General features: G+C 61.5%; 22 protein-coding genes and 2 pseudogenes. 7 read left to right on the top strand and 17 right to left on the bottom strand.

Annotated features, from left to right (window positions below; genetic code table 11):
- Positions 1 to 4: 4 nt before the first annotated feature.
- The 8 genes from J4E63_RS19640 to J4E63_RS19675 all read right to left on the bottom strand — a co-directional run bounded on the left by J4E63_RS19640 (position 5) and on the right by J4E63_RS19675 (position 9,298).
- On the bottom strand, positions 5 to 1,147 hold the full coding sequence (locus J4E63_RS19640) for a hypothetical protein (protein ID WP_207283049.1): 1,143 nt from the start codon (positions 1,145 to 1,147) through the stop codon (positions 5 to 7).
- Complete coding sequence (locus tag J4E63_RS19645; protein WP_207283050.1) at positions 1,126 to 2,571, bottom strand: alkaline phosphatase family protein; 1,446 nt, start codon at positions 2,569 to 2,571, stop codon at positions 1,126 to 1,128. The genes J4E63_RS19640 and J4E63_RS19645 overlap by 22 nt, the downstream gene beginning before the upstream one ends.
- Positions 2,561 to 3,790, bottom strand: a complete 1,230-nt coding sequence (gene eboE / locus J4E63_RS19650; RefSeq protein WP_207283051.1) for a metabolite traffic protein EboE — start codon at positions 3,788 to 3,790, stop codon at positions 2,561 to 2,563. Before eboE ends, J4E63_RS19645 begins: the two co-directional genes overlap by 11 nt.
- Positions 3,787 to 4,671: a TatD family hydrolase gene (locus tag J4E63_RS19655; RefSeq protein ID WP_207283052.1), complete on the bottom strand. Its 885-nt coding sequence runs from the start codon at positions 4,669 to 4,671 to the stop codon at positions 3,787 to 3,789. Before J4E63_RS19655 ends, eboE begins: the two co-directional genes overlap by 4 nt.
- A gap of 38 nt (positions 4,672 to 4,709) precedes the next feature.
- Positions 4,710 to 5,483: an EboA domain-containing protein gene (locus J4E63_RS19660; RefSeq protein WP_207283053.1), complete on the bottom strand. Its 774-nt coding sequence runs from the start codon at positions 5,481 to 5,483 to the stop codon at positions 4,710 to 4,712.
- On the bottom strand, positions 5,480 to 6,370 hold the full coding sequence (locus tag J4E63_RS19665) for a UbiA family prenyltransferase (RefSeq protein ID WP_092165105.1): 891 nt from the start codon (positions 6,368 to 6,370) through the stop codon (positions 5,480 to 5,482). The genes J4E63_RS19660 and J4E63_RS19665 overlap by 4 nt, the downstream gene beginning before the upstream one ends.
- Entirely contained in the window at positions 6,367 to 8,241 is a 1,875-nt protein-coding gene (locus J4E63_RS19670) for a 3-dehydroquinate synthase (protein WP_207283054.1), read from the bottom strand. Before J4E63_RS19670 ends, J4E63_RS19665 begins: the two co-directional genes overlap by 4 nt.
- 241 nt (positions 8,242 to 8,482) lie before the next feature.
- The gene (locus tag J4E63_RS19675) at positions 8,483 to 9,298 is read right to left on the bottom strand and encodes an AraC family transcriptional regulator (RefSeq protein ID WP_207283055.1); all 816 of its coding nucleotides are present in this window, start codon (positions 9,296 to 9,298) and stop codon (positions 8,483 to 8,485) included.
- Between the two features lie 93 nt (positions 9,299 to 9,391).
- Here J4E63_RS19675 and J4E63_RS19680 point away from each other — a divergent pair, with 93 nt between their 5' ends.
- The gene (locus J4E63_RS19680) at positions 9,392 to 10,348 is read left to right on the top strand and encodes a threonine dehydratase (RefSeq protein WP_207283056.1); all 957 of its coding nucleotides are present in this window, start codon (positions 9,392 to 9,394) and stop codon (positions 10,346 to 10,348) included.
- Between the two features lie 291 nt (positions 10,349 to 10,639).
- Positions 10,640 to 11,149, top strand: coding sequence for a hypothetical protein (locus tag J4E63_RS19685; RefSeq protein WP_072404789.1), 510 nt, complete (start codon positions 10,640 to 10,642; stop codon positions 11,147 to 11,149).
- Positions 11,150 to 11,266: 117 nt separating this feature from the next.
- Here J4E63_RS19685 and J4E63_RS19690 read toward each other — a convergent pair whose 3' ends face one another.
- From J4E63_RS19690 to J4E63_RS19710, 5 genes are all read right to left on the bottom strand, one after another.
- The gene (locus J4E63_RS19690) at positions 11,267 to 11,857 is read right to left on the bottom strand and encodes a helix-turn-helix domain-containing protein (RefSeq protein ID WP_192262477.1); all 591 of its coding nucleotides are present in this window, start codon (positions 11,855 to 11,857) and stop codon (positions 11,267 to 11,269) included.
- A 53-nt stretch (positions 11,858 to 11,910) separates the two neighbouring features.
- Complete coding sequence (locus J4E63_RS19695) at positions 11,911 to 12,072, bottom strand: hypothetical protein (RefSeq protein WP_170847644.1); 162 nt, start codon at positions 12,070 to 12,072, stop codon at positions 11,911 to 11,913.
- Between the two features lie 122 nt (positions 12,073 to 12,194).
- Positions 12,195 to 12,908: an ABC transporter ATP-binding protein gene (locus tag J4E63_RS19700; protein WP_207283057.1), complete on the bottom strand. Its 714-nt coding sequence runs from the start codon at positions 12,906 to 12,908 to the stop codon at positions 12,195 to 12,197.
- Between the two features lie 3 nt (positions 12,909 to 12,911).
- Positions 12,912 to 13,757, bottom strand: a complete 846-nt coding sequence (locus J4E63_RS19705; RefSeq protein ID WP_207283058.1) for an ABC transporter permease — start codon at positions 13,755 to 13,757, stop codon at positions 12,912 to 12,914.
- A gap of 62 nt (positions 13,758 to 13,819) precedes the next feature.
- A complete protein-coding gene (locus J4E63_RS19710) occupies positions 13,820 to 14,812 on the bottom strand; it encodes an aliphatic sulfonate ABC transporter substrate-binding protein (protein WP_060741826.1) in 993 nt (330 codons plus the stop codon).
- Between the two features lie 302 nt (positions 14,813 to 15,114).
- Between J4E63_RS19710 and J4E63_RS19715 the strand changes: the two genes are divergently transcribed.
- Positions 15,115 to 16,062 carry an ABC transporter substrate-binding protein gene (locus tag J4E63_RS19715; RefSeq protein ID WP_207283059.1) on the top strand — a complete coding sequence of 316 codons (948 nt, stop codon included), beginning with the start codon at positions 15,115 to 15,117 and terminating at the stop codon, positions 16,060 to 16,062.
- Positions 16,063 to 16,342: 280 nt separating this feature from the next.
- Here the strand turns inward: J4E63_RS19715 and J4E63_RS19720 are convergent, their stop codons facing one another.
- Together J4E63_RS19720 and gstA are read right to left on the bottom strand one after the other, a co-directional pair.
- Positions 16,343 to 17,293, bottom strand: a complete 951-nt coding sequence (locus J4E63_RS19720) for a DNA/RNA non-specific endonuclease (protein ID WP_207283060.1) — start codon at positions 17,291 to 17,293, stop codon at positions 16,343 to 16,345.
- Positions 17,294 to 17,416: 123 nt separating this feature from the next.
- The gene (gene gstA, locus J4E63_RS19725; protein ID WP_207283061.1) at positions 17,417 to 18,016 is read right to left on the bottom strand and encodes a glutathione transferase GstA; all 600 of its coding nucleotides are present in this window, start codon (positions 18,014 to 18,016) and stop codon (positions 17,417 to 17,419) included.
- Between the two features lie 114 nt (positions 18,017 to 18,130).
- Between gstA and J4E63_RS19730 the strand changes: the two genes are divergently transcribed.
- From J4E63_RS19730 to J4E63_RS31345, 3 genes and pseudogenes are all read left to right on the top strand, one after another.
- A complete protein-coding gene (locus tag J4E63_RS19730) occupies positions 18,131 to 19,036 on the top strand; it encodes a transcriptional regulator GcvA (RefSeq protein WP_207283062.1) in 906 nt (301 codons plus the stop codon).
- A gap of 163 nt (positions 19,037 to 19,199) precedes the next feature.
- Positions 19,200 to 19,877: pseudogene (locus tag J4E63_RS31340) on the top strand (PAS domain-containing protein); the annotation flags it as partial.
- Positions 19,878 to 19,991: 114 nt separating this feature from the next.
- Positions 19,992 to 20,465: pseudogene (locus tag J4E63_RS31345) on the top strand (methyl-accepting chemotaxis protein); the annotation flags it as partial.
- Here the strand turns inward: J4E63_RS31345 and J4E63_RS19740 are convergent.
- On the bottom strand, positions 20,446 to 22,083 hold the full coding sequence (locus J4E63_RS19740) for a hybrid sensor histidine kinase/response regulator (protein WP_207283064.1): 1,638 nt from the start codon (positions 22,081 to 22,083) through the stop codon (positions 20,446 to 20,448). The pseudogene J4E63_RS31345 and the gene J4E63_RS19740 overlap by 20 nt on opposite strands.
- A 131-nt stretch (positions 22,084 to 22,214) precedes the next feature.
- Between J4E63_RS19740 and J4E63_RS19745 the strand changes: the two genes are divergently transcribed.
- Complete coding sequence (locus tag J4E63_RS19745) at positions 22,215 to 22,604, top strand: hypothetical protein (RefSeq protein WP_207283065.1); 390 nt, start codon at positions 22,215 to 22,217, stop codon at positions 22,602 to 22,604.
- 54 nt (positions 22,605 to 22,658) lie between these two features.
- Here the strand turns inward: J4E63_RS19745 and J4E63_RS19750 are convergent, their stop codons facing one another.
- Complete coding sequence (locus tag J4E63_RS19750; RefSeq protein WP_207283066.1) at positions 22,659 to 23,165, bottom strand: hypothetical protein; 507 nt, start codon at positions 23,163 to 23,165, stop codon at positions 22,659 to 22,661.
- Positions 23,166 to 23,262: the final 97 nt, after the last annotated feature.

Raw genomic sequence — 23,262 nt, forward strand, 5'->3', positions numbered from 1 at the left:
CTCCTTAGCGTTGCCACTGGGCGCGTTTCAGCGACCAGACAAAGTCCAGTTTTTTGTAGCCATCGAATGCCGAGGGCGGCAGCGGAGTGGTGGGATAGACGATGCCGCCCCCCTGGTTCAGAGCGAAGTTGAAGTAGCCGTTGTCGTTCGAGTAGGCGGCGGTGCCGTGGCAGGCCAGGCAGGACGAGGTGTTCTGGAACGCCGATTCCAGTTGTGAATTGGCCAGTACCTGGGTGATGGGTTGGAACTCGACCCCGATCAACTCGTACTTCGACAGGCTCCGATTATTGGCCTGGAAGCTGGCATTCACCGGCTTGGCGGCCGCAGTCGGCCCGGTGGTGTTGGTCATCGGCGCCGGCGTCGGGGCATTGGTTACGGTGTACTTGCTGTTGTTGATGTTTTCGAAGGTGGTCCAGACCCAGTCGGCGTTCAGTTTGTTGACGACATGCAGGCCGCTCAATGCCACATAGCCGACCTGATAGGTACCATCGTCCTGCTGGTAGTAGGCCTGGGCAATGTAGTAACCGTCGTTCACCAGGGTTTGTCGGTAGGTCGTGTCCGTGCCGATCCACAGCCACGCGGCTTTCAACTCCCAGGCGGTGGGGGGGAAGTCCAGGTCGTTGGCCAGGGCGGCCTGACCGTTCACGTTGTAGACCTGCTTCTTCACGATGTAATCGAACGTGTCCTTGCCCATCAGTAACTGAAAGCGTACGGGCTGGCCTTGTTGGGCATCGGGCACGGCACCCCCCATTTGCAGGATCAGGCCATCGACCTGTTGGGTGGCATTGATGTTATGGAAGGATCGGGACAGGTCCATGCCCTGTGCCTTGGCTTGCGTCACCACCGCGGCCGGGAGCGGCGCTGAGCTGTCATAGGTGCCCGGTGGCGCGCCGTTGGGCAGGTAGACCTGGTCCGAAGGCTTCATCGTCTCCCACACGAGATTGCTGCTTTGCGCGGTGCTGGGTTGGTTCAAACAGACGAACCAGTTCCAGGCCATGGTCTCGGGACTGTGGGCAAACGCGGTCCGGGTCTTGTTGATGTCTGCTCCAAACTGCAGGAAGTTGCTGCAATCGAAGTTGTTGGTGTCCTGTGCCTGGGCCAAACCGGCCAGGGCACTGAGAACGGTTATGGAAATGGCTCGCCGCATGGAAGCTCCTTGGCATTCGCCGTATCGGCATGAGGGCGCCCCCGGAAGTGTTCCAGGAGCAGTTGCTTCACCGCCGTGGCCGCAAGCTGCTGCGGCAACGACAGATCACAATTGGTGATGAGCAGCGGGCCGGTCTTTTCGCTCGCGGGCAGCCGTCCGTGACTGCCGCGGACCAGGCGGGTGTCCAGCGGAATCAGGTCCATGTAGTAGCGAAAGCCGAGTTTTTTCTGAAGCAGGCGGCGCGCCACTTTCAGTTTCGGGAAGCGAATGGCCGGGTCGATGAACAGTTCGAGCGGGTCGTAGCCTGGCTTGCGATGGATGTCCACGGTGCGGGCAAAGTCGGGGGCCTTGCGGTCGTCAAACCAGTAGTAGTAATCGAACCAGCAACCGACGGCGGCCACGGCTACCAGCTCGCCGCTGCGCGGATGATCCAGGTGCCAGGCCCGTTGTTCGGTTTTATCCAGCACCTGCTCGATGCCGGCCTGGCGCTGCAACAGCGCCTTGACGCGAGGGATGTCGCGCGCCTGCTTCACGTAGATGTGCGCGACCTGATGATCGGCCACGGCAAACGCCGCACTGGCACCGGGATCGAGCAACTCCCAGGTCAGCGATTGGCGGACCTGCAACAAGCCTTCGGCGCGTAGCAACCGGTTGATGGAAACGGATTGGGTGACGGCTTCGATCCCGTATTCGGACAGCAGCATCACCGCCGCGCCCTGTGCTTGGGCAAAGTCCAGCAGACGCCCGACTTCGCTGTCGATGGCGCGCACCTCGTCGGCAATCGACGGATGATCGGGGCCCAGGCGTTGCAGGCTGTAGTCGAGATGGGGCAGGTAGATCAACTGCAGGTCGGGGCGGTCGAGCTGGAATTCGGCGATGGCGCAATCGACGATCCAGCGGCTCGAGGCGATGCCGGCTGCCGGGCCCCAGAAACTTGGAAAGGGGAATTCGCCGATCTGCTGTTCGATATGCTCGTGCAACGAGGCCGGCGTCGAATACAGGCCGAACATCTTGCGGCCATCGGCCGGGTAATGCGGCCGTGGGGTAATGGCGGCGTCCACGTCCGCATACATGTTGTACCACCAGAACAACTGGCTGCAGCGAAACCCGGGGTACTGGCGCTTGAGTGTCTGCCAGACTTTTTCCCCCTGGATCAGTGCGTTGGGCTGCAGCCAGAAACGCACTTCGGCCTGATCGCGAAAATACCAGCCGTTGCCGACGATACCGTGCTCCGACGGTGGCTGGCCCGTGAGGATCGAGGCTTGCACCGTGGAGGTGACCGCCGGGAACACCGGTTGCAGCGTGGCCATCCTGGCCGTTTTCAACAGGGCATTGATGCAGGGCGTCGAGGCCCCCAGCAGTGCGGGTGTCAGGCCGACCACGTTGATCAGCAGCAACGGCTGGCGCGCAGGCTCAGAGGACATCGGCGCAGGCCTCCAGCGCTTGGGGTTGCAGCAACTGGCGCTGCTGCAACTGGTCTTCGACCCAGTGCAACTCCGCCGCGATGCCCTGGAGTTGGGCGTGCTCGGTGGTAGGGCGCAACTGGCTGGGCAGGACGCCCCAGCTGTAGGTTTCCACTTCCAGTACCGGGCGAAAATCCCCATGGTCGGCGAGAAAATCGAAGGTCTGCGCCAGGGCGACCTGGCTGCCGCTGAGTTCGGGCAACAGCAGGTGTTCGCTGAACAACGGAATGTGGAAGTGAATCCTCAGCTCGGGAGGGGCGCGGCCGTCCTGCTCACACTCGTACAGGGCCGCGGGAAGGTCGGCCCAGGCTGATAACTGCTCCTGTCCAGCGCGGGCTTTGACTTGATGCAGGTAGGTGGGTTCGGCAAAACCGCCCAATGTCTGGAGCACCTGTTCGCGCCGCTGCGCATCCTCAGGCAGGTGGCAAATCAGCGCATTGGATAGCTGGATCTTGCCGATGGGGACCCGGGCCCGACGCAATCGGTCCAGTGACTGATAGCAGTCTTCGAACATCACGGCCTGGTGGCAGACGTCAAAACACAGCGCCAGGTGTTCATGGTGCGGGTCCGTGGTTTGCCAGTGACGAAAGAAGGCGATGGCCTGGTCGGTGTTTTCCAGCACGCAATCGGGCTCCATTTCCAGGCAGATCACGATCTTCTTGCCTGTCTCCCGTTGCAACCGGGCCAGCGCGGCGGTGAGCTCACGCAGTTGCTGCTCGGCACGTTGCTGCAACGTCGGGCTCCAGTGGGCGGCATAGCCCAGCGGCAGGCTGGAGATCACTCCCTGGGCACAGTCCACTGGCAGGGCCTGGGCGAGAAATCGAGCCAGGTCCAGGCTGTACGCCAGCCGCTGCGGATCGGCCCAACTGGGCAGGTAGACGTCGGCTTTCACCGCGCCCTGGTGAAATTGGCCGTAGGGAAACCCGTTGAGAGAGGTCAGGCGTAGCCCGCTGCGTTGCAGCAGGTCGAGGAAATCCGCACGGGCGGACGCCTGTTGGAGCTCGGCGGCGGCGACGGCGCTGATCCACAATCCACTGTCTTGGGTGTCGAGCCCGCGCAGTGTACGTACGGTCTGGAAATGCCGTTCGATGGAAGCGCGCAGCCCGCCCAGGTCATGGGTCGGGTGCACGTTGCTGCAATAGCCGATCTGCGTGGCCGTCCAACCCGTGCGGGCACTCATTTGATCACCGGCTCCTGGCCCCGCAGGGCAGAGTTGTCCTGCCACTGTCGCCGCTGATCGATGGGCAGGGGCGTGCTGACCAGGGTTTTGTCCAACTGGCCGCTCTGGGCAAAAAAGTCCACCGGGTTGTGGAACAGCACCTGTTCGACCTGGGCTTCACTGAAGCCGGCGGCCAGCATCGCCTGGCCGGTCTTGGGCACTTTGAGCGGGTCGCTGATGCCCCAGTCGGCGGCGCTGTTGACCACCATTTTTTCTGTGCCGTACTGCTGCAGCAGCGCGACCATGCGTTGTTCCGACATCTTGGTGTTGGGGTAGATGGAATGGCCGCGCCAGCAATCGCTGTCCAGCACCAGGGGCAGGGTCAGTTCGTTGAGGTGGTCGATGATCACCAGGTGTTCGGCAATGCCGACCTCGCGAATGACCGCGAGTGTGCGCTTGGTGCCACCGATCTTGTCGCGGTGGGGGGTGTGCACCAGCACCGGCAGGTTGAATTGTTTGGCCAGCTCCAATTGGGCGGCGAGAAAGCGATCCTCTTCCGGGGTGATGTCGTCGTAGCCGATTTCACCCACCGCCACCACGCCATCTTTCACCAGGTAGCGCGGCAGGATCTCCAGCACTTCATTGGCCACCGACAAGTCGTTGGCCTCCTTGGGGTTCAGGCCGATGGTGCAGAAGTGATGGATGCCGAACATGCTGGCGCGAAAACGCTCCCAGCCCAACAGCGTGTCGAAGTAGTCGATGAAGCTGCCGACGCTGGTCCTGGCCTGACCCTGCCAGAAGGCTGGTTCGATCACGCCGGTGATGCCGGCGGCCGCCATGTTCTGGTAGTCGTCGGTGGTGCGGCTGACCATATGGATATGCGGGTCGAAGTACTTGAACATGGTGAATCCTCGTCAAAAAGGCAGGGGAAGGGCGGGCATCAGTTCGGCAAAGTGCCGCCCAGGTGCGCTTGCCATGGCGGCGGCAAGCGTTGTTGCTGGGCCAGCCCGGCCAGGCGCTGACGTTGCGCCGGGCTCAGCAAGGCAAAGGCAATCACGTGGGGCAGTCCGGCAGATACCGTTCGTTCGGCGGCGAGTTGTTCGTCCAGCAGGTCGAGGGCCAACTGGTTGAGCGTGACGCTTTGTCGTTGCGTCAGGCCGACCAGGCGCCCTACATCGAGGCCCATGCCCAGGGCTTTCAACACCAGTTGGTTGAAGGCCCGTTCGTCGTAGTGACGCGATGGGTAGGCGGTGTCCAGGGCGAGGGCGGCAAACACCTGGCTGTTGCTGGTGCGCCCGGCCTGAAGTGCAAGCTCGACGCAGAGCCCACCGCTGTCGAGCCAGTCGAGGGCTTTCAAGGTGGCGATCTTTTCCTGGTCGTCGCCCCACAGGAACAACTGGCGCAGCAAGGGCACTTGCGCGGCGGCGGGTTGCAGTTCCAGGACCTGGGCCAGCAGCAATGCCCGCGCCAGTTGGACATTGCTCCAGCCGTCGGTGCCGGGCTGGGCACGCTCCTTGAGGTGGCGCTTGCACTGGCCGCTCAGGAATGCCGCGGTGTTGGCGTCCGGGCGTTGGGCAAGTTGCGCCTGCGCCGAGAGCCACCATTGCCGCTCGGTTTCATCGAGCGACTGGGTGAAATGCCGGCGTTGTTCGTTCAGGCAATCCTGGCGCATGTCGAGGGCTGCCGATGCCGATGCTGTAACGTCCGTGTTCATGTGGGTTTGATCCAGCGCTGGAAATGAGGAAGCAGGAAAAACACCAGGACACATAACAGGCTGCCCAGCGGCTGGTTGGCGACGGCCAGCACCAGGGCATCGAACAGCGGCAGGGCGGCCAGGCCCGCACCGATAAAGGCGCGGACCTGCCGTTGCCGCGGGTTGGCCAGGTTGCGCCAGTAGTGCCAGCCCAACCAGCCAAGCCATATCAGCAGGACTGGCCAGAACCAGGCGTTGTCTGCGTAGATCGCCAACGCCAGGGGGCTCAACATCAGCAGCAGCGGGAGGCGGCTGATCAGTTGATTGCGGTGTTCCTGGCGGGCCAGGTAGGTCAGGCCGCTGATGTAGACGCCGAGCAAAAGGGCACAGAGCCAGATCGGTTCGGGTGGCATCGCCAGGCTGGCCGCCGCGGTGAGGTAGAGTGCCGAGCGACAGGCCCCCATCAGCCAGACGCTGTGGGCGTACTTCTTGTGCAGCAGGTTGTAGCCGAGTATGCAACCCACCAACAGCGTGGCGCTGCCCAGCAGCCAGTGCGGTTGTTCGATCAACCGGCTCAGGCCCAGCAGCGCGGCCGCGGCCAGCACCAGTAGCAGCGCCGTGGCCAACCGCACTTGCTGGCGGCTGACCAGGCCCAGGGTGATAGGACGCGGATTGTGGTGGCGTTGATCCCAGTCGGCGTCCAACAGGTCATTCAACAGCATGCCGGCCAGGTACAGCAGCGACAGTGCCGCCAGCAGCAGGAGCCAGACCAGGGACGATGGCGGTGCCAGGGCCCCTGCGCTGCTGGCGAGCAGGGCGGCGGCCAGGGTGTTGGTCCACACCGTGGGCAGGTTGGAGACGCGGCCGAGGGTCATCCAGGTCTTGAGGTCCGGCGACGACGGGTTCATTGCGCACAGCTCTCGTTCAGTGTGAGTGCAGGGGCGGCTTGAGTGCAGAGCCGTTGCAGCGCCTGCTCCATTCGCGCGGTATCGATTTCATGCAAGTCCACCGACTCGCCGATCCGGCTGAGCATGGGGATGGAGAGTTGCCCGCCCAAATGCTGGCGGAACTCTTCCAGCCCGAGCAGAACCTGCGAGCGTCCTTGTGCATCTTTCAGGGTCAGTTCCGGCGGGTTCAGGCAGAAGCCGAGCTTGAGCAGCAGGTGCAGCACCCGGTCGCTGTCGGCGTCGCTCAACAGCCCCAGGGCATTGGCGTAGAGTCCATCCAGGGCCATGCCCACGGCGACGGCCTCACCATGGCGCAGTCGGTGGTGACTGAGGTTTTCCAATTTGTGAGCGGCCCAATGCCCGTAGTCCAATGGCCGCCCATTACCGCGTTCGAAGGGATCACCGGCACCGGTGATGTGCGCCAGGTGCAGTTCGGCACAGCGGCGGATCGCGTAGCGGCTGGCCGCGTGATCGAAGTGGGCGAGGGCGTCGGCCTGTTGCTCCATCCACTGGAAAAACGCCTGGTCCTTGATCAGCGCCACCTTGACTGCCTCGGCCAGCCCGGCGATCTGGTCGCGTCGGCTCAGGCTGGTCAGCAATTGAAAATCGTTGATGACCGCGGTGGCGGGGTAGAAGGCGCCCAGCAGGTTCTTCTGGCCAAAGGCGTTGATGCCGTTTTTCACACCGATACCGGCGTCGTTCTGGGCGAGTACGGTGCTGGGGATGCGAATCAGGCGAATGCCGCGGTGGAAGGTGGCGCAGGCGTAGCCCACCGCATCGAGCACCGCGCCGCCACCGAGGGCCAGCACATAGCAATGCCGGTCCAGGCCATGTTGCAGCATGTCGCTGTACAGCTGCTGCAACACCTGGGAATCCTTGCTCGATTCGCCGGCCGGGACCGCGATGGGGGGCGCCTGTAAATGCAGGTCCGGAAAATGGCTGGCGAAGTAGGTATTGATCTGTGCCAGCAGGTGCGGAGCGCTGTGCAGCAGTTGTTCATCGGCGAACACCAGCACCGTTACCTGGCCGCGGTGTCCGGCGGTGAGCTGACGATGCAGGCAGGGATTGAGCGGGTCGAACAGATGATCGGTGAACACCACCGGGTAGTCGTAGCTGACCTTGAAGCGCCCGTGCAAGGGTTGCTCCGTGTCGCGCCGGCGAATGTTCTTGAACAGGCTGTACCCGGCGATGAACAGCCCGGGCAATACCATGCTGGCGAGCAGGGTCACCAGCAGCGCGTTCTGTTCGACGAGAAAGGTGCCGATGGCACTGTAGGCCAACGCGAGGCCGGCATTGGCCAGGGTGGTGACCAGGATGAACGCGCGCAATGGGTAGCGTTGCATGCCGGCGGCGACGACCGAGGTTTCCGCCAGCACCGGGACGCCGCGCAGGCAGATCAATGACAGCGTGCCCAACCGATAGGCCAGTTGCCCCGGCTGGCGCTGATGCAGGCCCAGGCGGCCGGACAGCAGACGCAAATAGCCGGCTCCCAGCGCATAACCCAGCCCGGCCCCCAGGCACAGGCCGACGAAAATCACCAGGTATCCACCCAGGCTGCCAAGCATCGCCACGGCCAGCAGCGCGACCATGCTCGACGGCACCGGCAACACCACGTCCAGCGCCAGCAGGGCAATCAGCAGCAAGGCCAGGTTGAGTTTCTGCGCGGGCGTCGAGGGCAGGTACAGGTTGAGATGGGTCAGGAAATCCTGGATCTGTTGTTCGAACAACAGGAAGCTGGCGATCACCAGGCCTGAAAAGCAAACCAATGACAGCCAGAAATGTCCGGCTGGTCCTTTTTGCGAGCGCGAACGATACCCACGGCCATGCTTCATCAAGCATCCCTCTTGTTGATATGACTGATTCCGTGTCAGTAATTGAAAGCAACGCCAAGTGTGTTTTTCAGGCCAATAGATGCTCTCGCCCGAGGGGCTGTCAGGTGTGGTTGAAGATCTGGTTGGAGACAGGTTTGAATCTAGACGGCCAGGGTGTTTTTGCAAGGCCATCTGATGGCAATTTGGTTTGGGGCGCCATTTCGCCCCTCAGGTGCCCCCATCAACCCATTGCCCAGAGGCTTCAGGGCCTTGAATACCCGCGCAACTGCGCCGGGCTGACGCCCAGGCGTTGCTTGAACAGCGTGGTCATGTGCGCCTGGGAATTGAAGCCGCAGATGTGGGCGATATCGGTCAGTCGGGCGGTTGAATCGCGCATCAGCGCCCGTGCCTTGGCGAGGCGTCGGTCGATCAGGTAGCTGTGTGGGCTTTTGCCGGTCGCCTGTTTGAATGCCCGCATGAAATAACCTTCGGACAAGCCAAGCAGCCCGGCCATTTCCTTGACCCCCAGCGGACCGTCGAGACCGGCGTCGATGAACTCATCGAGCAGGCGCATCCGGCCGGCCGTGATCGAGCCTTGGGAATGTGCCGAAAACCTCTTGTGGTCCTTCACTCGCTCAGCCAGTCCGAGCGCCCAGGCTTCCCAATCGTCCTCTGCCGTGGCACGCAGCAGTGCGCTGCGCATTCTCAAGGCGAGGGTGATGGCCTGCGGGTCAATACGGTTGTTGAACGCATGTTTCGCCGGCAACGCCATGCCGTCGGTGCGCACCATCCGCAGGTATTCACCGCCCCGGGGGGATTCGGAGAACACGTCGCACCCGGCGGGAACGAATGCCAGGCCGTTGGGCAGCGCCTCGAAGGGCAACACGCGGTCGCTGCCGATGGCGTGCAGGCCGCGCTGACTGTCGAAGGCAAAGCCGATCGCCGACTGGGTCGCGACGTAGCGGGTCGCGTAGGCACAGCCGGGGAGCAATTCGATCGCCCAGGGCCCTGCCTCGATACGACGGACCGGTTCAGACAGGGGCGGCGGTGGGCGATTTCGCGGGCTCATGAACAGCATAGTAATGAAGAGTGGGCTTGAAAGTCAGGTCAGTTTTCTGAAAGCCCCGTCGCCGTCGCGCTGATTAGACTGGGCAAAACCAGGAGGCCCATCATGCACACACTGACCCGCGACGACATCGAACACGCTGCCCGCCATCTCTATCAATTCATGCCCGCCACGGCCCAGTACGCCTGGCCGTTGCTGGCTGAACGGTTGGGTTGCACGGTGTGGGTCAAGCACGAGAATCACACCCCGACCGGGGCCTTCAAGGTGCGCGGCGGCCTGACCTTCGTGCACTGGCTCACGCGCGAGCATCCCGAGGCGAAAGGCATTGTCACGGCGACGCGCGGCAACCATGGCCAGAGCCTGGCACTGGCGGCCACCGCCTTGGGTTTGAAAGCGTTGATCGTCGTGCCGCAAGGTAACTCGGTGGAGAAGAACAATGCCATGCGTGGCTTTGGCGGCGAGGTGGTCGAGTATGGCCGCGATTTTGATGAGGCCCGGGAAGAGGCAGCACACCTGGCCCACGCTCAGGGGCTCTACCTGGTGCCGCCGTTCCATCCGGAGTTGGTCAGGGGCGTGGCGACCTATGGGCTTGAACTGTTCAAGGCGGTGCCGGACCTCGACACGGTCTACGTGCCGATAGGCTGTGGGTCGGGGATTTGCGCAGTCATCGCCGCCCGCGATGCCTTGGGGCTGAAAACCCAAGTGGTGGGCGTGGTGTCCACTGAGGCCGTCGCGGCGAAGTTGTCATTTGAAACCGGAAGACTGTGTGAGACCGCTTCGGCGAATACCTTCGCGGACGGGTTGGCCGTGCGTAGACCCATTCCCGAGGCCTTTGCCATCTATGGGGCCGCTGCAGCGCGGATCGTCGCAGTCAGCGACGCGGAAATTGCCGAGGCCATGCGGGTGTATTACACCGACACTCATAACCTCGCCGAGGGCGCAGGTGCCGCGGCCTTGGCGGCACTCATGCAGGAATGTGAAGCGATGCAGGGGAAAAAGGTGGGGGTGATTCTGTCTGGTGGGAATATCGACCGGCCGGTGTATGCCCAGTTGATTGGCTGAGCCCTCGTGGCGGGAAACGCTGGGGGATATTTAGATCGATTATTTCTTACGGTTATTGATATAGGTTTGGATGGCATATCCATGACCGAAGAATCGAAGCTGTCGTTTGGAAAGTGTCTGCAATGAAAGCGCAGGGCATGCAGTAGCAGACGACTTGGCGCGTGTCGCTCCGGTAAGCCTGTCTGAACGTTCATTCCTGCTGTTCGATCGCCATCTTGTCGGGCCCGGGTCAATGCTTAGAATCCGCCCCATCAGCTTGTCCGACTCTCGAACCTTACAGGGAACACCACCATGATGAACGCCATGCAGATGCCAATGCCGATGAACGCCAACATGCCGATGATGCCGATGATGGGCATGCCGATGATGATGGCGACCATGACCTGCGAAATGATGGACGACGGCATGATGTGCAAAATGATGCCAGCCGCCGGCATGGACATGGCCATGTTCAAGAACAGCGCCGACATGATGCAGATGATGATGAACTGCGGCATGCCGATGATGATGCACTGCGGCAACATGAGCATGATGTGCATGTCCCAGGCGAGCATGGCCATGCCGATGGCGAGCATGATGATGCCAATGCCGATGATGGGCATGCCGATGCCGATGATGAAGTGCGTGATGGAATGCACGGTGATGGCGGACTGCATGATGTGCAAAGTCATGCCGATGGCGGGCATGAACATGGACATGATGAAAAACTGCTGCGCCTTGATGATGAAGATGATGGACGACTGCAGCATGCCGATGATGATGAGCTGCAACGGCATGCCGATGATGTGCTGCACCTGCTGATTACAGCCGGGCAACGTCCTTGAGACTGGCCCCGTGGCGAGGGAGCTTGCGCAGCAGCCCCCATTTTGTGAGCGCTGCGCACTCAAACGGGAGCAAGCTCCCTCGCCACAGGCGGGTTCAGTCCAGGCGTTCCGGGTAGGTAACCACCAGGTACGCCACCGCTTCGCTGTCGGCCGGGTTGCGATAGCGGTGTGGTTGGTCGGCATAAAACAGAATCGAGTCGCCGGTGGAGAGCAGGTAGCGTTCCTCGTTGACACTGATCTCCAGCACACCCTGGGACACCACCAGGTTCTCCTGAACACCCGGCCCATGCCCTTCGGAGTGTTCCTCCCCCAGCGGGCTCAGGCGCAGTTCGTAGAATTCCGACTGGCGTGCCACATCGAACGGGAACAGGGCACGGCTGACGAAGGCGCCACTGGCGCTGACCAGGCGTTTGCTCTGGCTGACCGACAGCACCGCCACCCCCTCGAACGCCCGATGTTCCAGGAACGCGGCAACCGACACCTTCAGACCCTTGGCGATTTTGCACAGCACCTTGATCGAGGGCACGCTGCGTCCGGACTCGATCTGCGCCAGCATGGCCCGACTTACCCCGCACTGGCGAGCGAGGGCGTCCAGGGACAGGTGTCGCTTGCCCCGCAGGCGTTGCAGGTTCTGCGCGACCCGTTCGCAAATCGGATCTTCATCCAAGGCTTCAAGGTTGTTCAGATCCACTTCGGGTTCGTCGGCACTCGCCAAAAAGCGCGAGGGTTCCTGGGCGCTCACGCCTGGTACGTCCTGGTCGGCTGGAACGCCTGGACCCACTGGAACGCCTGGTAACCGGCATTACGCGCGTACATTTCCCACATGGCCCGGGCCAGTTGCTGGGCCTGCTTGCGTTTGCGGAATTGGACGAAGTCGATAACGTTGTCAGTCGGTTTCATAAGGCACTTCACTGTCGTGACCAATGGGACGGGATGAGTTGAGAGTACGTGGTTATTTTTATAACCATAAATACTGATTGTTTATTTGTTAATGCTATTAAGTGCTTAGCGAAGCGCCTTGATCAAATCACATGAGCACGTTGCAGTTCGGTCAGGGCCAGCGCCTTGAGTCGGGCCAGCAACGGGTCGCGCCGGTCTCGCGGATGGTCCAGTTGTACCGTCAATGCTTGGCGAATGCGGCTGGGGCGGTTGTCCATCACCAACACCCGGTCGCTCAGGTACAGCGCCTCGTCGACATCGTGAGTCACCAGCAACAAGGCGATCGCGTGCCGTTCGGCCAGTTGCAGCAACAGGTCCTGCAATTTCATTCGGGTGAAGGCATCCACGGCGCTGAAGGGCTCGTCCAGCAACAGCACCTGTGGTCGCGCGTACAGGCCGCGGGCAATCGCCACCCGCTGCGCCATACCGCCGGACAACGCCTTGGGCAATGCGTCGGCAAATCCCGTGAGGCCGACTTCCTCGATCAACTGCGCGACCCAGGCCTTGTCGTAATCGTCGTCATCACTGAACCCGATGTTCTGTTGCACCGTCAGCCAGGGCATCAAGCGCGGTTCCTGGAACACAAAGGCCAGGTGTTCGGTGTGGCTGAGCAGTTGCCCTTCGAAGTCTTTCTCCAGACCGGCGACGATGCGCAGCAAGGTGCTCTTGCCACAGCCGCTAGGGCCCAGCAGGCACACGGTTTCCCGGGGTTGCAGTTGCAGGTGGATATGATTGAGCACGGTGGTGTCGGCGAACGTCTTGCGCTCGACGTGGATGTCCAGCAGGGCTTGGGTCATGGCTCACTCCTCGGTGCCGGTAAAGGTGTCGCGCCAGGCCAGGAAATGCTTTTCCAGGGCGGCGAGGATGCCGTCGCTGAGCTTGCCCAGCAGGGCGAGCACGATGATCGCCGCCAGCACGATGTCCGGACGCGAGGTTTCGCGGCCATCGCTGAGCAGATAGCCCAGGCCCTTGGTCGCGGCGATCAGCTCGGCGGCCACCAGGAACATCCAGGCCAGGCTCATGCCGCCGCGCAACCCGGTGAACAGGCCGGGGAGGGCGGCGGGCAGGAGAATCCGCCGCACCAGACGGCGGCGGCTGAAGCCGTACATTTGGCCGACCTCCACCAGCTTGCGGTCGATGTTGCGAATCGCTGCCACGCCATTGAGGTACACGGGAAAGAACGCGCCGATGGCGATCAACACCACCTTCGAGGTTTCGTCGATGCCCAGCCACAGCAGGAGCAATGGCACCCAGGCCAGGCTGGGAATCGAGCGCAGGCCGGCGAAGGTCGGCTCCAGATAGGCTTCGGCCTCCCGACTCAAGCCAACCCAGGCGGCGAAGACCAACGCCAGGCTGGCGCCGATGGCAAAGCCCAGCAGCACTCGCAACAGGCTGGCGCTGATATGTTTCCATAGCGCACCTTCGGCCAGGTCGCCGAGGGTCAGGGCGATCTCGCTGGGGGCCGGCATCTGGTAGGCGGGCAGCCAACCGATGCGCACGATGATCTCCAGGAACACGATGATCAGCACCGGCAGGGCCAGCCCTTTGAGGCGCAGCCGCCAGCGGCCGGGATTGAACAGGGGCGCTTTGCCCGATGCGGGCAGGGCCAAATGGGGGCTGGAGAGGTCTTCGCTGTTACTGCTCATGGCGTTCCTCCGGCAACGCCGAATCCGCGCCAGGCGCGGATCGGCTGTCGCCTGGGCAAGGGTTATTGACGGGCCACGGCCTGCTGGCGGCCGGTGTCGAGCAATTGATCTATCACCTGGTCCACATTCACCCCGCGACGAACCAATTCTTCCGAGACCAGGATCGGCGCGGCCGCCTTGGAAGCCAGCACATCCTTGGCACTCAACTGCGGGCTGCCCAGGTCGGTGCGGGACAGTTGCAGCCGGGCAACTTCCAGCGGCAGTCCGGATTCGTCGGCCAGCAATTTGGCCAGCTCTTGCGGATGCTCCACCGACCAGGCCCGGGCCTGTTCGTAGGCCGCAAGCACGGTGTCGATGGTCTGCGGATGCTCCTGGGCATACTTCTCCGTGACGCTGACCACGCCGTAGCTATTGAAGGCGGGGTTGCGATACAGCAGGCGCGACCCGGCTTGTACTTCGCTGGCGGCCATGTGCGGGTCGAGACCGGCCCAGGCGTCGACATCGCCTTTTTCCAAGGCGGTGCGACCGTCCGGGTGCTGCAAGTGCACCAGCTCCACATCGTCTTTCTTCAGCCCGGCCTGTTGCAGGCTGCGCAGGGTGAACAGGTAGGGATCGGTGCCTTTGGTGGCGGCGATTTTCTTGCCCTTGAGGTCGGCGACCGTCTGGTACGGCGAATCCTTGCGCACCACCAGGGCGGTCCATTCGGCGCGACTGTAGACATACACCGACTTGATCGGGCTGCCATTGGCCCGGCTCAGCACCGCGGCGAGGCTGGCGGACGAAGCGAAGTCGACGCCGCCGCTATTGAGGTATTCCAAGGAGCGGTTACTGCCTTGGCTCAGGACCCAGCTGACCTTGGTCTGGGGCAGGGCCTTTTCCAGGTAACCGAAGTGCTTGAGCACCAGGCTGACCGGCGAGTAATAGGCGTAATCCAGGTGCACTTCGGCCGGAGGGCTTTCTGCGGCCTGGGCCAGGGTCGGCAGGCTCAACGCCAGGGCACAGGCACCGATCAGGGATCTGGCGAGGGCCAGTGGGAAGCGGAAGTCGGGTTTCATGGAACAGCTCCAGCAAGGCGGTGAGAAGGCAATGTTCTTATTTCCGAAAGATCGGAGTGCGGAAGAAAATCGCACTTGAAAGGAATATTGCAGGCTCTGTGCCATAGCCGGCGAATGGGCGGTTTTCGGGTGCCGCCACGGGGTGAAGGCTTCAAGGAAATGTTGCCCAGGCAACAGTCTGTTGCGGCACTGTTGGGTCGTGGACAGTGGCTGCTTGTGACTATGAGCTTATGCGCTAAAAGAATTTCTAAAGCGAATTACAAGAGCGTTATGTTCTATGAAACTCATTCAGGATTGCCTTCATGACGTTCGCCCGATCCCTGCGCGGTCTGCTCCTCAGCACATTGTTCGCCGCCCCTTTGCTCCAGGCCAGTGAGCCGTTGGTCCTATATGTTGGCGATCAGAACTATTACAACGTGCGGGCTTCGGTGGAGGCCTCGGGGGTGCTTGAGGGCGCCCCCTACCGCGTCGACTGGAAACACTTCCAAGCCGCCGCGCCCCTGGCCGAGGCGCTGAATACCGGCGACCTGGACCTGGGCTTTCTCGGCGATTCGGGTTTTCTGTTCCTGGCTGCCAAACAGGCACCGGTGAAACTGATCGGTGTTTCGCGGCAGAACCCGGACACCATTGCGCTGTTGGTGCCCAAGGACTCACCGGTCAAGACCATCGCGGACCTCAAGGGCAAGAAGGTCGCCTATTGGCCGGGCGCCTGGAGCCAGCAACTGACCTTGCGCGCCCTGGAGCAGGCCGGCTTGCCGGAGAACCATGTGGAATTCATCAAGCTGATGCCGATCGACGCGGCGGCGGCCTTGCCCCAGGGCAGCATCGATGCCTTTCCGGTGTGGGAACCCTACATCTCGCAACAGATCCTGTTCTCCGGCGCCCGGCCGATCCTGACGGCGAAAAACCTCATGCCCGGTCTCAGCGCCATTGCCGCTTCGACGCCGGCCATCGACAGCAAGCGCGAAGCCATCGCCGACTTCCTCGGTCGCGTGAAACAAGCCCGCACCTGGGTCGACAACCACACCGACTCATACGCGGACTTGTGGGCGAAAAAGGCCAACCTCGATCAGAACGTCTCACGCCATTGGTTGCGCCAGGCCCACATGAGCGTCGGCCCGGTGGATCGACAGGCCGCCGCCGACCTGCAAAGCACGGCGGACTTCCTGTTCAAGGTCAAGGCGCTGCCAGCCCCGCTGGCCACTGCCGGGATTATCGACACCTCCTTCAGCCAAGCCTTGAGCGAATAAGTCCCACCGTTTTTTGAGTCGCTCGCCAACATCCCATGCAGCTTCAATCCCCTGTGGGAGCGAGCTTGCTCGCGATAGCGGCGGGTCAGTTTGCAGGGATGTCGACTGTGCCGCCGTCATCGCGAGCAAGCTCGCTCCCACAGTATTTTGAGTCGTTCACCAACATCCCATGCAGCTTCAATCCCCTGTGGGAGCGAGCTTGCTCGCGATAGCGGCGGGTCAGTTTGCAGGGATGTTGACTGTGCTGCCGTCATCGCGAGCCAGCTCATTCCCACCGTTTTCAAAGGCGGATGTCTTCAGGCCCACGGATTGGCGCTTCAATCCTCGTACCTGTCAGTCGTTCTTCATTGGAAAAGCCGTCGTAGTCAGCCAAGTCGCCAAAGCGGATACCGCTCAGCGCCTCAATTTGATCGACGCTGCGTCGGTAGGTCTTGAGCGCTCCGAACACAAGTTCCAACTTTTCCAGTTCCTGACGCTGGTCAATCATGTAGGCACTGGCCGAAGGTTTGCCGTCGTCACCGAGAAAGGCCACGACTTTCCAGAACGCAGTGGGGATCTGTACGCCTCTGTACGTTTGATCATCGTCCCGGAACAAGGGCCCGGTAAATATCGTCGCCCTGGCTTTCCACCGGCGCGTGTTATCGAGGATGTAATCCTCAAGCTCAAGCCAGGTTTTTTGATTGAAGGCTGCCATCTGCGGCGAGCAGTTGGTGAAGTGGAAGGTATCGTTGTTGGCGGTCTGTGCCTCGGAGCCCCAATTGGGATCCTGTCGTCTGACCAGATGACCGCGATCCAGCAAATTGCCGGCGTACAGCGCTTCTCCAATCTGGGCATCGCTGGGGATTCGACCGTCGTATGCCCAGGCATCACGACCTCGATCGATCTCGACACTGCTGGCGCCATCGATGTTGACGCCCGCCACCAGGGCCAGACGTCGCCGTCGCGAAAGAACGATGGAGAAGTGCTGATAATCCAGGCGATTGTCGACGGTGCCGGTCGGGTAGACGTCATCGAGCAACGCCGCTTCCACGCTTGGCCAAGGCACGATGAAGTCACCAAGAAAGCCGCTGTCGTATCCCCGCCGGTCTTGCAACTGCACCGCCGGTGTGACGGCCGGCCCTGGCTGTTTGCGCAGGGTGCCGGACAAGCGCCTGGCGGGTTCCTGCAGGGGGTGCAGATCGGCAAGCCGTGGTCGATGGGCGAAGTCCACCTGAAGTCCTTGCGGTGGCATGATCCTGCCTCGCTGAATGGGAACGAAAGTAATCAGCAAACGTAGTGATCATGCTCCGGCACCATGAAGTTTTTATGATGCTGCCTTGCGGGCAAAGCAGCAAAGTTGATCGTTGGCCCGGGGCTAGGCCGCCTCCGCCGCCATGGCCGCCCGGACGCTGGGGCGTGCTGCGACTCGGGTCATGAACGACGCCAGCACCGGCCAGTCCCCGATCTCGATATTGAACAATGGCAGCCAGTTCAAAACGGTAAACAGATAACCGTCGGCCAGGCCGAAACTGCCCATCAGGTAGTCCTGTCGTGCAAGGGCCTGGCTGAGGTAGTCCAGGCGCTTGAACAGTCTTGCCTTGAAGATTGCCTTGGTGGGCTCTGCGATGTCGGCGTTGAACAGCGGGGCACAGCCGCTGTGGATTTCGGCGCTGATGAAGTTCAACCACTCCTGCAGGCGAACCCGCTCCCAGGTGCCATTGGCCGGGGCTAGCGCGTTGCCGGGGGCCAGGTCGGCCAGGTACTGGACAATGGCGGGGCCCTCGGTCAGCACGCTGCCGTTTTCCAACACCAAGGCGGCCACGTAGCCCTTGGGGTTGATGCTCAGGAAGTCGAGCCCGTCGGCGGTTCGCTTGGTCTTGTTGTCGACCCGGATCAATTCAAAGGGCAGACCCAATTCCCGCAGCACGATGTGCGGGGACAATGAGCAGGTCATGGGGGCAAAGTACAGTTTCATGGTTTCCTCACAGACGGGGGGACGGGCCGCCAGAATCGGTGAGGGTCGGGACATTTTCAAAGGACATCTTCAGTGCTAGCGTATGACAAAATCTCATGAGCACAGCAAACCTCCATGGCCACCCGAATCCCTTCTCTCAATGGCCTTAAAGCATTCGAGTCAGCCGCCAGGCACATGAGCTTTACCAACGCCGCAGCAGAGCTGAACGTCACTCAAACAGCCATAAGCCATCAGATCCGCCGGCTCGAAGAGGAACTGGGCGTGCGCTTGTTCCTGCGGCTCAAGGATGGCCTGGCCCTGACCGCTGAAGGCCAGGCCTATTTCCCAGGCGTTCGGGCAGCCTTCCATGAACTGCGCTATTGCACCGAGACGTTGCTGGAAAGCCGCAACAACAGTGTCTTGACGATCAGCACCCTGGTTTCGTTTGCCTCCAAATGGTTGCTGCCGCGGCTGGCCTCCTTCCAGCAGGCGTTTCCCAATATCGATGTGCGCGTCACTGCATCCACCGAACGGGTGGATTTTCGCAAGGGCGGCGTCGATGCGGCCATCCGTTACGGTGTCGGCGACTGGAAGGGCGTGCGGGCCGACTGGCTGATGGCCGACGAAATCTTCCCGGTCTGCAGTCCCAGGCTGTTGCAAGGTCCCACCCCTTTGCAGGATCCCGGCGATCTGGCCCGGCACACCTTGTTGCAGGTCAGCGGGGTGACCCGTGACGACTGGCGTTCGTGGTTGAGTGCCGCTGGCCAACCGAAAAGACTGGCCGAAGGCAGCCGGCTGACCTTCGACCTGGCCATGATGGCTGTGCAGGCGGCGGTCGACGGCCTGGGGGTGTGCATCGGCCGCTCAACGTATGTCGAGGATGACCTGAAGGCGGGCCGCTTGGTTGCGCCCTTTGATCTGCGGCTGAAGTCTGACCTGGGTTTCTACTTCGTCACCCCACATGAACTGGCCGATGCCCCAAAGGTGCAGGCCTTTAGAACCTGGTTGATGGATTCGGTGGGTTTTGGCGTCGAAACATAATTTCGTCATACCGTTCAGCCCCAAGCTAACCAGTCGATATGTATATAAGGTCCGGTTACTTCGAGGGTACGTCATGTTTAATAAAAAACTAAAAGATGAACTGACGGCTAGGACGGCCGAATTGGCAACTTACAAAGGACTGGTGGGCGCTCTGGAGCGGTCGATGGCTGTTATCGAGTTCAGCTCCGATGGCAAGGTCCTTCGGGCGAACGAGAATTTCCTGAGCACGATGGGTTACCGTGCGGAACAATTGGCCAGCCTGTCCCATCGGGATTTCTGCCCCCCGGCGTTGGCGGGCAGCGCCGAGTACCGTGAATTCTGGAACAAGTTGCGCACCGGTCAATTCGTATCCGGCACGTTTCACCGCCGCAGCGCGTCAGGCCAGAACGTGTGGCTGGAAGCCAGCTATAACCCGGTGGTGGACGAACAAGGCCGTGTCGTGAAGGTGGTCAAGTACGCACTCGATGTCACCACCAAGGTCACCGCCGAGGCCGAAACACGCGGCCGGCTGGCGGCCCTCGACCGGGCCATGGCGGTCATCGAGTTCGACCTGGGCGGCAACATCCTGACCGCCAACGACAACTTCATGAATGTCATGCATTACTCACTGGCCGAACTCAAGGGCAAGCACCACCGGATGTTTTGCGAACCGAGCCTGGTGAGTAGCTCGGAGTACAGTGATTTCTGGCGTCGTCTGAACGCCGGTGAGTTTTTCAGCGGGCAATTCAAGCGTCTCGGCAAAAACGGCAAAGTTGTCTGGCTGGAAGCCAGCTACAACCCGGTCTACGACGCCGAAGGCAAGTTGTGCAAGATTGTGAAGTTCGCCAGTGACATCACCGAACGGGTAGAGAAATTCGAGGAGGACTCACGCGGCGCCTCCCGTGCGTACCACATCTCCGCCGAGACCGAACGCGTGGCCGAGCAGGGCGCCCAGGTGATCCACCAGACCGCCAAGGAGATGCGCGAGATCGCCGACAACATCGGCGCCTCCGCGCGCCTCGTTGGGCAACTGGGCGCGCGTTCGGAAGAGATCACGGCCATCGTCAACACCATTCGCGGCATTGCCGACCAGACCAACCTGCTGGCCCTCAACGCGGCCATCGAGGCTGCGCGGGCCGGCGATCAGGGGCGGGGGTTCGCGGTGGTGGCCGACGAGGTCCGGCAACTGGCCGGGCGCACCAGTCGTTCCACCTCGGAGATTGCCGAAATGATCGGCATGATCCTCTCCGAAACCCGCGATGCCGTCGCGAGCATGAACGTGACCCACGAGGGCGCCTTGCGCGGTGTCACCCTGGCAGACCAGGCCGGATCGGTCATCGTGCAGATCCGGAACGGGACCACCGACGCCCTCGATGCGGTGAGCATGTTTGCCTCCAAGCTCGATGAGTCCGAGGTGATTCCCAAGACGGCTATCGGCTGGGTGGGTTGAGGTGAGCTGAGCCCTCGCCCTGGCGATTCATGGACTTGAGCAGTTCAAGCAATACTGTTCGCAGCTCCGGCGGTCGCACGGGCTTGGCCAGCACCGAGATGTTCAGGCTTTGCAATGACTGGCGTATGCGCTCGATCTCGTGTCCGGTGATGACCAATGCCGGGACTTCCCAGCCGCGCTGTGCGCGTATCGCGGCGATGCATTCGGCGCCCGAGACTTTCGTGCCCAGGTCGAAATCGGCGATGACGATGGCGCAATCGCTGGTCAGCCCCTCGCCGTCGCTGTGGGCCTCAACCTCGCAACCCCATTTTTCCAGGAGCGCCGACGTCGCCATCAGGACGTTGGCGTCGTCTTCTACCAAGCACACCCGTAATCCGTCCAAGCGATTCTGGACGGGCGACACCTTGGGCTCCATGGCCCTTGGCGCCGCCAGTTCCAGGCCGCTGATCGCTACTTTGGTGCCTTGTCCGACCGTGGAGCGGATGTGTACATCGACACCGAGAATCTGGCTGATGCGCTTGACGATAGACAGGCCCAGGCCAAGGCCCTCGACATCCTTGTCGCGCACATGGCGCACGCGGTAGAACTCCTTGAACACTTCGGGCAAATGTTCGGCCGCAATGCCCCGGCCCTTGTCGTAGATCACCACGGCCAGGCGCTTGCCCTGGCGTCGCACGCCGATCAGTACCGGTTGGCCGGGCGCGTATTTGAGGGCGTTGGACAGCAGGTTCTGGACCATCGTGGTCAGCATGCCTGGATTGACGCTGACCCAGTAAGGGCAGGCGCGCAGGCGCAGTTCGACCCCAGCCCAGCGAGCCGCCTCGGTGTTCTGCTTGACGACGTCCTGTAGTAGCGCGCCCAAGTGGACGGTATCGGCCTTCGGCATCAGCTGGCCATGGTCCAGGGTGTAGATATCGAGGATCGAACGGAACAGCTGCGACACGGTGTGCAGCGAACGGTCGATGTTGTCCACCAGCCGCAATTCCTCCAGGCCCAGCCTGGCGTCACGCAGGCAGGCGGTGAACAGGCCGATGGAGTGGATCGGTTGGCGCAGGTCATGGCTGGCCTGGGCCAGGAAACGGGATTTCTCCTGATTCGCGGCAATCGCCTCTTCCGAAGCAATGCGGGTGCGCTTGAGCAAAATGTGCGCATAGGCCGGCACCACGATGGTGGTGACGATCAACATCAGGAACATGTAGGGCTGGCCATGCCAGAACGGATTGAGCCAGAAAATCAGCACCAGGGTCGATAGCGCGATAACGGTTGCCAGCGCCAGGTAGCGCGAGCCGAAGCGCATGCCATTGCCCAGGGTGACCCAGAGCAGCGCGGCGTAGATCGGCAGTGCGCTTTCACCGCCCAGCACCATGGCGAAAGCGATACCCGTGTAGTCATGCAGCATCGAGAAAAGGCGTCGCCAGAAGAAGTGTCCTGGCCAACGCTTGATGATCATGCGCAGGAATACCGAGGCGACGATAAACGTTGTGATGTAAATGATGATGGGCACGTAGCCTGTGGCATCGCCGGGATGGAGGCTGGCCAATACGACGATGTACAACAGCGCACAGGCGCTGACGATCAGGCGCAACGTGGCCTGGTCGAGTTCACTGTTCTTTTCCACTGGCTGTCGAACCTCATGTGTCTCTGGTGCCTTGGGCAAGCGTAGCGGCTAGCCCATCTGTGCTATTCAGAATTGTTGCCCGAGTCAGGATACTTCAGGAGGTATGACCACTCAGGACGTCGGGAGAGTACATGAACGGAGTCGTTCGTTTTTTCAGTGTGATCAGCGCCACGATGCTGTGCGCTTCAGTGGCCCATGCAGGTAGCCAGGCGTGCACGATGGAAGGTGAGATGACCGTCATGGGGCAACACATCGAGGCCAAGGATTGCGTGCAGGCGAGCGATAAGCAACCGGCGGCCAAGTTCCGCTCCAGCTGTGAATCCTTCGCCAACATGCCGGTCGCGCTTGGTGGCGAAGCGGGCAGGATCACCTACTCGCAAACCTGCCCGGAGAATCCCCAGGGCACCTGTGTGAATGTGAACGGGCAGGGCGTGGACTTTTATTACTACAAGCGTACCGCTGAGCTGTTGGACAGCACCCGCAAGAGTTGCGCCTTGAGCGGAGGTACGTGGAAGGAGTGACCGGTGAAGGTTGGGGGCAGGCTTGATGCTGCCCCCAATGGACGAGTCATTGCGTCAGTAGACCCTGTAGTACTTCACGACGTCATCGACGAAATAAATGGTCAATACCGAACCTTGAGTCTGGCTTTGGCCCGTTTTCCCGCCGGTCACGCTGCTGACGTCGTTGGCCACGGTCTGTGCCTTGGACAGTTGTGCCGAGGTGTCGGCCATCTTCAGGCGCGTCTCGGGCGACACATACTTATGGGCCAGCTTCATGTATTTATCCAGGCCCTCATCACTCTTTTCATAGGTCCAGTTCGACTCGTTGCTGGTGCTGGTCGAATTGAGCTCTTCATTCGTCGGCGCGCCGAACATTTGGGTGATCTGGCCCTTTGTCGTCTTGCCCGGAATGATCGTTTGCTTGAGGTAAGAAACGTCGTATTTCTGGGCGCCCTGATTCAAGGTGCCCATCAAGTTGCCCAAGTTGCCCAAGTCACCGGTGTTTGCACAACCGTTGAGTACGCCCGCCAGCACGCACAGCGCCAATCCATTTCTAAGTGTTTTTCCATATTCGAAGGACATGATGACTTACCTTGAGTTAATGTCAGGACCATTCCATTTCAACCGCGCAGACGGTGAAGTTGACCCAGCAGTGCGCCGCCTGTGGACTTATTTAATC

Source organism: Pseudomonas sp. FW300-N2F2 (genome assembly GCF_017351655.1).
Lineage (GTDB): Bacteria > Pseudomonadota > Gammaproteobacteria > Pseudomonadales > Pseudomonadaceae > Aquipseudomonas > Aquipseudomonas fluorescens_AA.

Coding starts and splice junctions, on each gene's coding strand:
- J4E63_RS19640 (WP_207283049.1), bottom strand. CDS start 1,147: ATGCGGCGAGCCATTTCCATAACCGTTCTCAGTGCCCTGGCCGGTTTG.
- J4E63_RS19645 (WP_207283050.1), bottom strand. CDS start 2,571: ATGTCCTCTGAGCCTGCGCGCCAGCCGTTGCTGCTGATCAACGTGGTC.
- eboE (WP_207283051.1), bottom strand. CDS start 3,790: ATGAGTGCCCGCACGGGTTGGACGGCCACGCAGATCGGCTATTGCAGC.
- J4E63_RS19655 (WP_207283052.1), bottom strand. CDS start 4,671: ATGTTCAAGTACTTCGACCCGCATATCCATATGGTCAGCCGCACCACC.
- J4E63_RS19660 (WP_207283053.1), bottom strand. CDS start 5,483: ATGAACACGGACGTTACAGCATCGGCATCGGCAGCCCTCGACATGCGC.
- J4E63_RS19665 (WP_092165105.1), bottom strand. CDS start 6,370: ATGAACCCGTCGTCGCCGGACCTCAAGACCTGGATGACCCTCGGCCGC.
- J4E63_RS19670 (WP_207283054.1), bottom strand. CDS start 8,241: ATGAAGCATGGCCGTGGGTATCGTTCGCGCTCGCAAAAAGGACCAGCC.
- J4E63_RS19675 (WP_207283055.1), bottom strand. CDS start 9,298: ATGCTGTTCATGAGCCCGCGAAATCGCCCACCGCCGCCCCTGTCTGAA.
- J4E63_RS19680 (WP_207283056.1), top strand. CDS start 9,392: ATGCACACACTGACCCGCGACGACATCGAACACGCTGCCCGCCATCTC.
- J4E63_RS19685 (WP_072404789.1), top strand. CDS start 10,640: ATGATGAACGCCATGCAGATGCCAATGCCGATGAACGCCAACATGCCG.
- J4E63_RS19695 (WP_170847644.1), bottom strand. CDS start 12,072: ATGAAACCGACTGACAACGTTATCGACTTCGTCCAATTCCGCAAACGC.
- J4E63_RS19700 (WP_207283057.1), bottom strand. CDS start 12,908: ATGACCCAAGCCCTGCTGGACATCCACGTCGAGCGCAAGACGTTCGCC.
- J4E63_RS19705 (WP_207283058.1), bottom strand. CDS start 13,757: ATGAGCAGTAACAGCGAAGACCTCTCCAGCCCCCATTTGGCCCTGCCC.
- J4E63_RS19710 (WP_060741826.1), bottom strand. CDS start 14,812: ATGAAACCCGACTTCCGCTTCCCACTGGCCCTCGCCAGATCCCTGATC.
- J4E63_RS19715 (WP_207283059.1), top strand. CDS start 15,115: ATGACGTTCGCCCGATCCCTGCGCGGTCTGCTCCTCAGCACATTGTTC.
- J4E63_RS19720 (WP_207283060.1), bottom strand. CDS start 17,293: ATGCCACCGCAAGGACTTCAGGTGGACTTCGCCCATCGACCACGGCTT.
- gstA (WP_207283061.1), bottom strand. CDS start 18,016: ATGAAACTGTACTTTGCCCCCATGACCTGCTCATTGTCCCCGCACATC.
- J4E63_RS19730 (WP_207283062.1), top strand. CDS start 18,131: ATGGCCACCCGAATCCCTTCTCTCAATGGCCTTAAAGCATTCGAGTCA.
- J4E63_RS19745 (WP_207283065.1), top strand. CDS start 22,215: ATGAACGGAGTCGTTCGTTTTTTCAGTGTGATCAGCGCCACGATGCTG.
- J4E63_RS19750 (WP_207283066.1), bottom strand. CDS start 23,165: ATGTCCTTCGAATATGGAAAAACACTTAGAAATGGATTGGCGCTGTGC.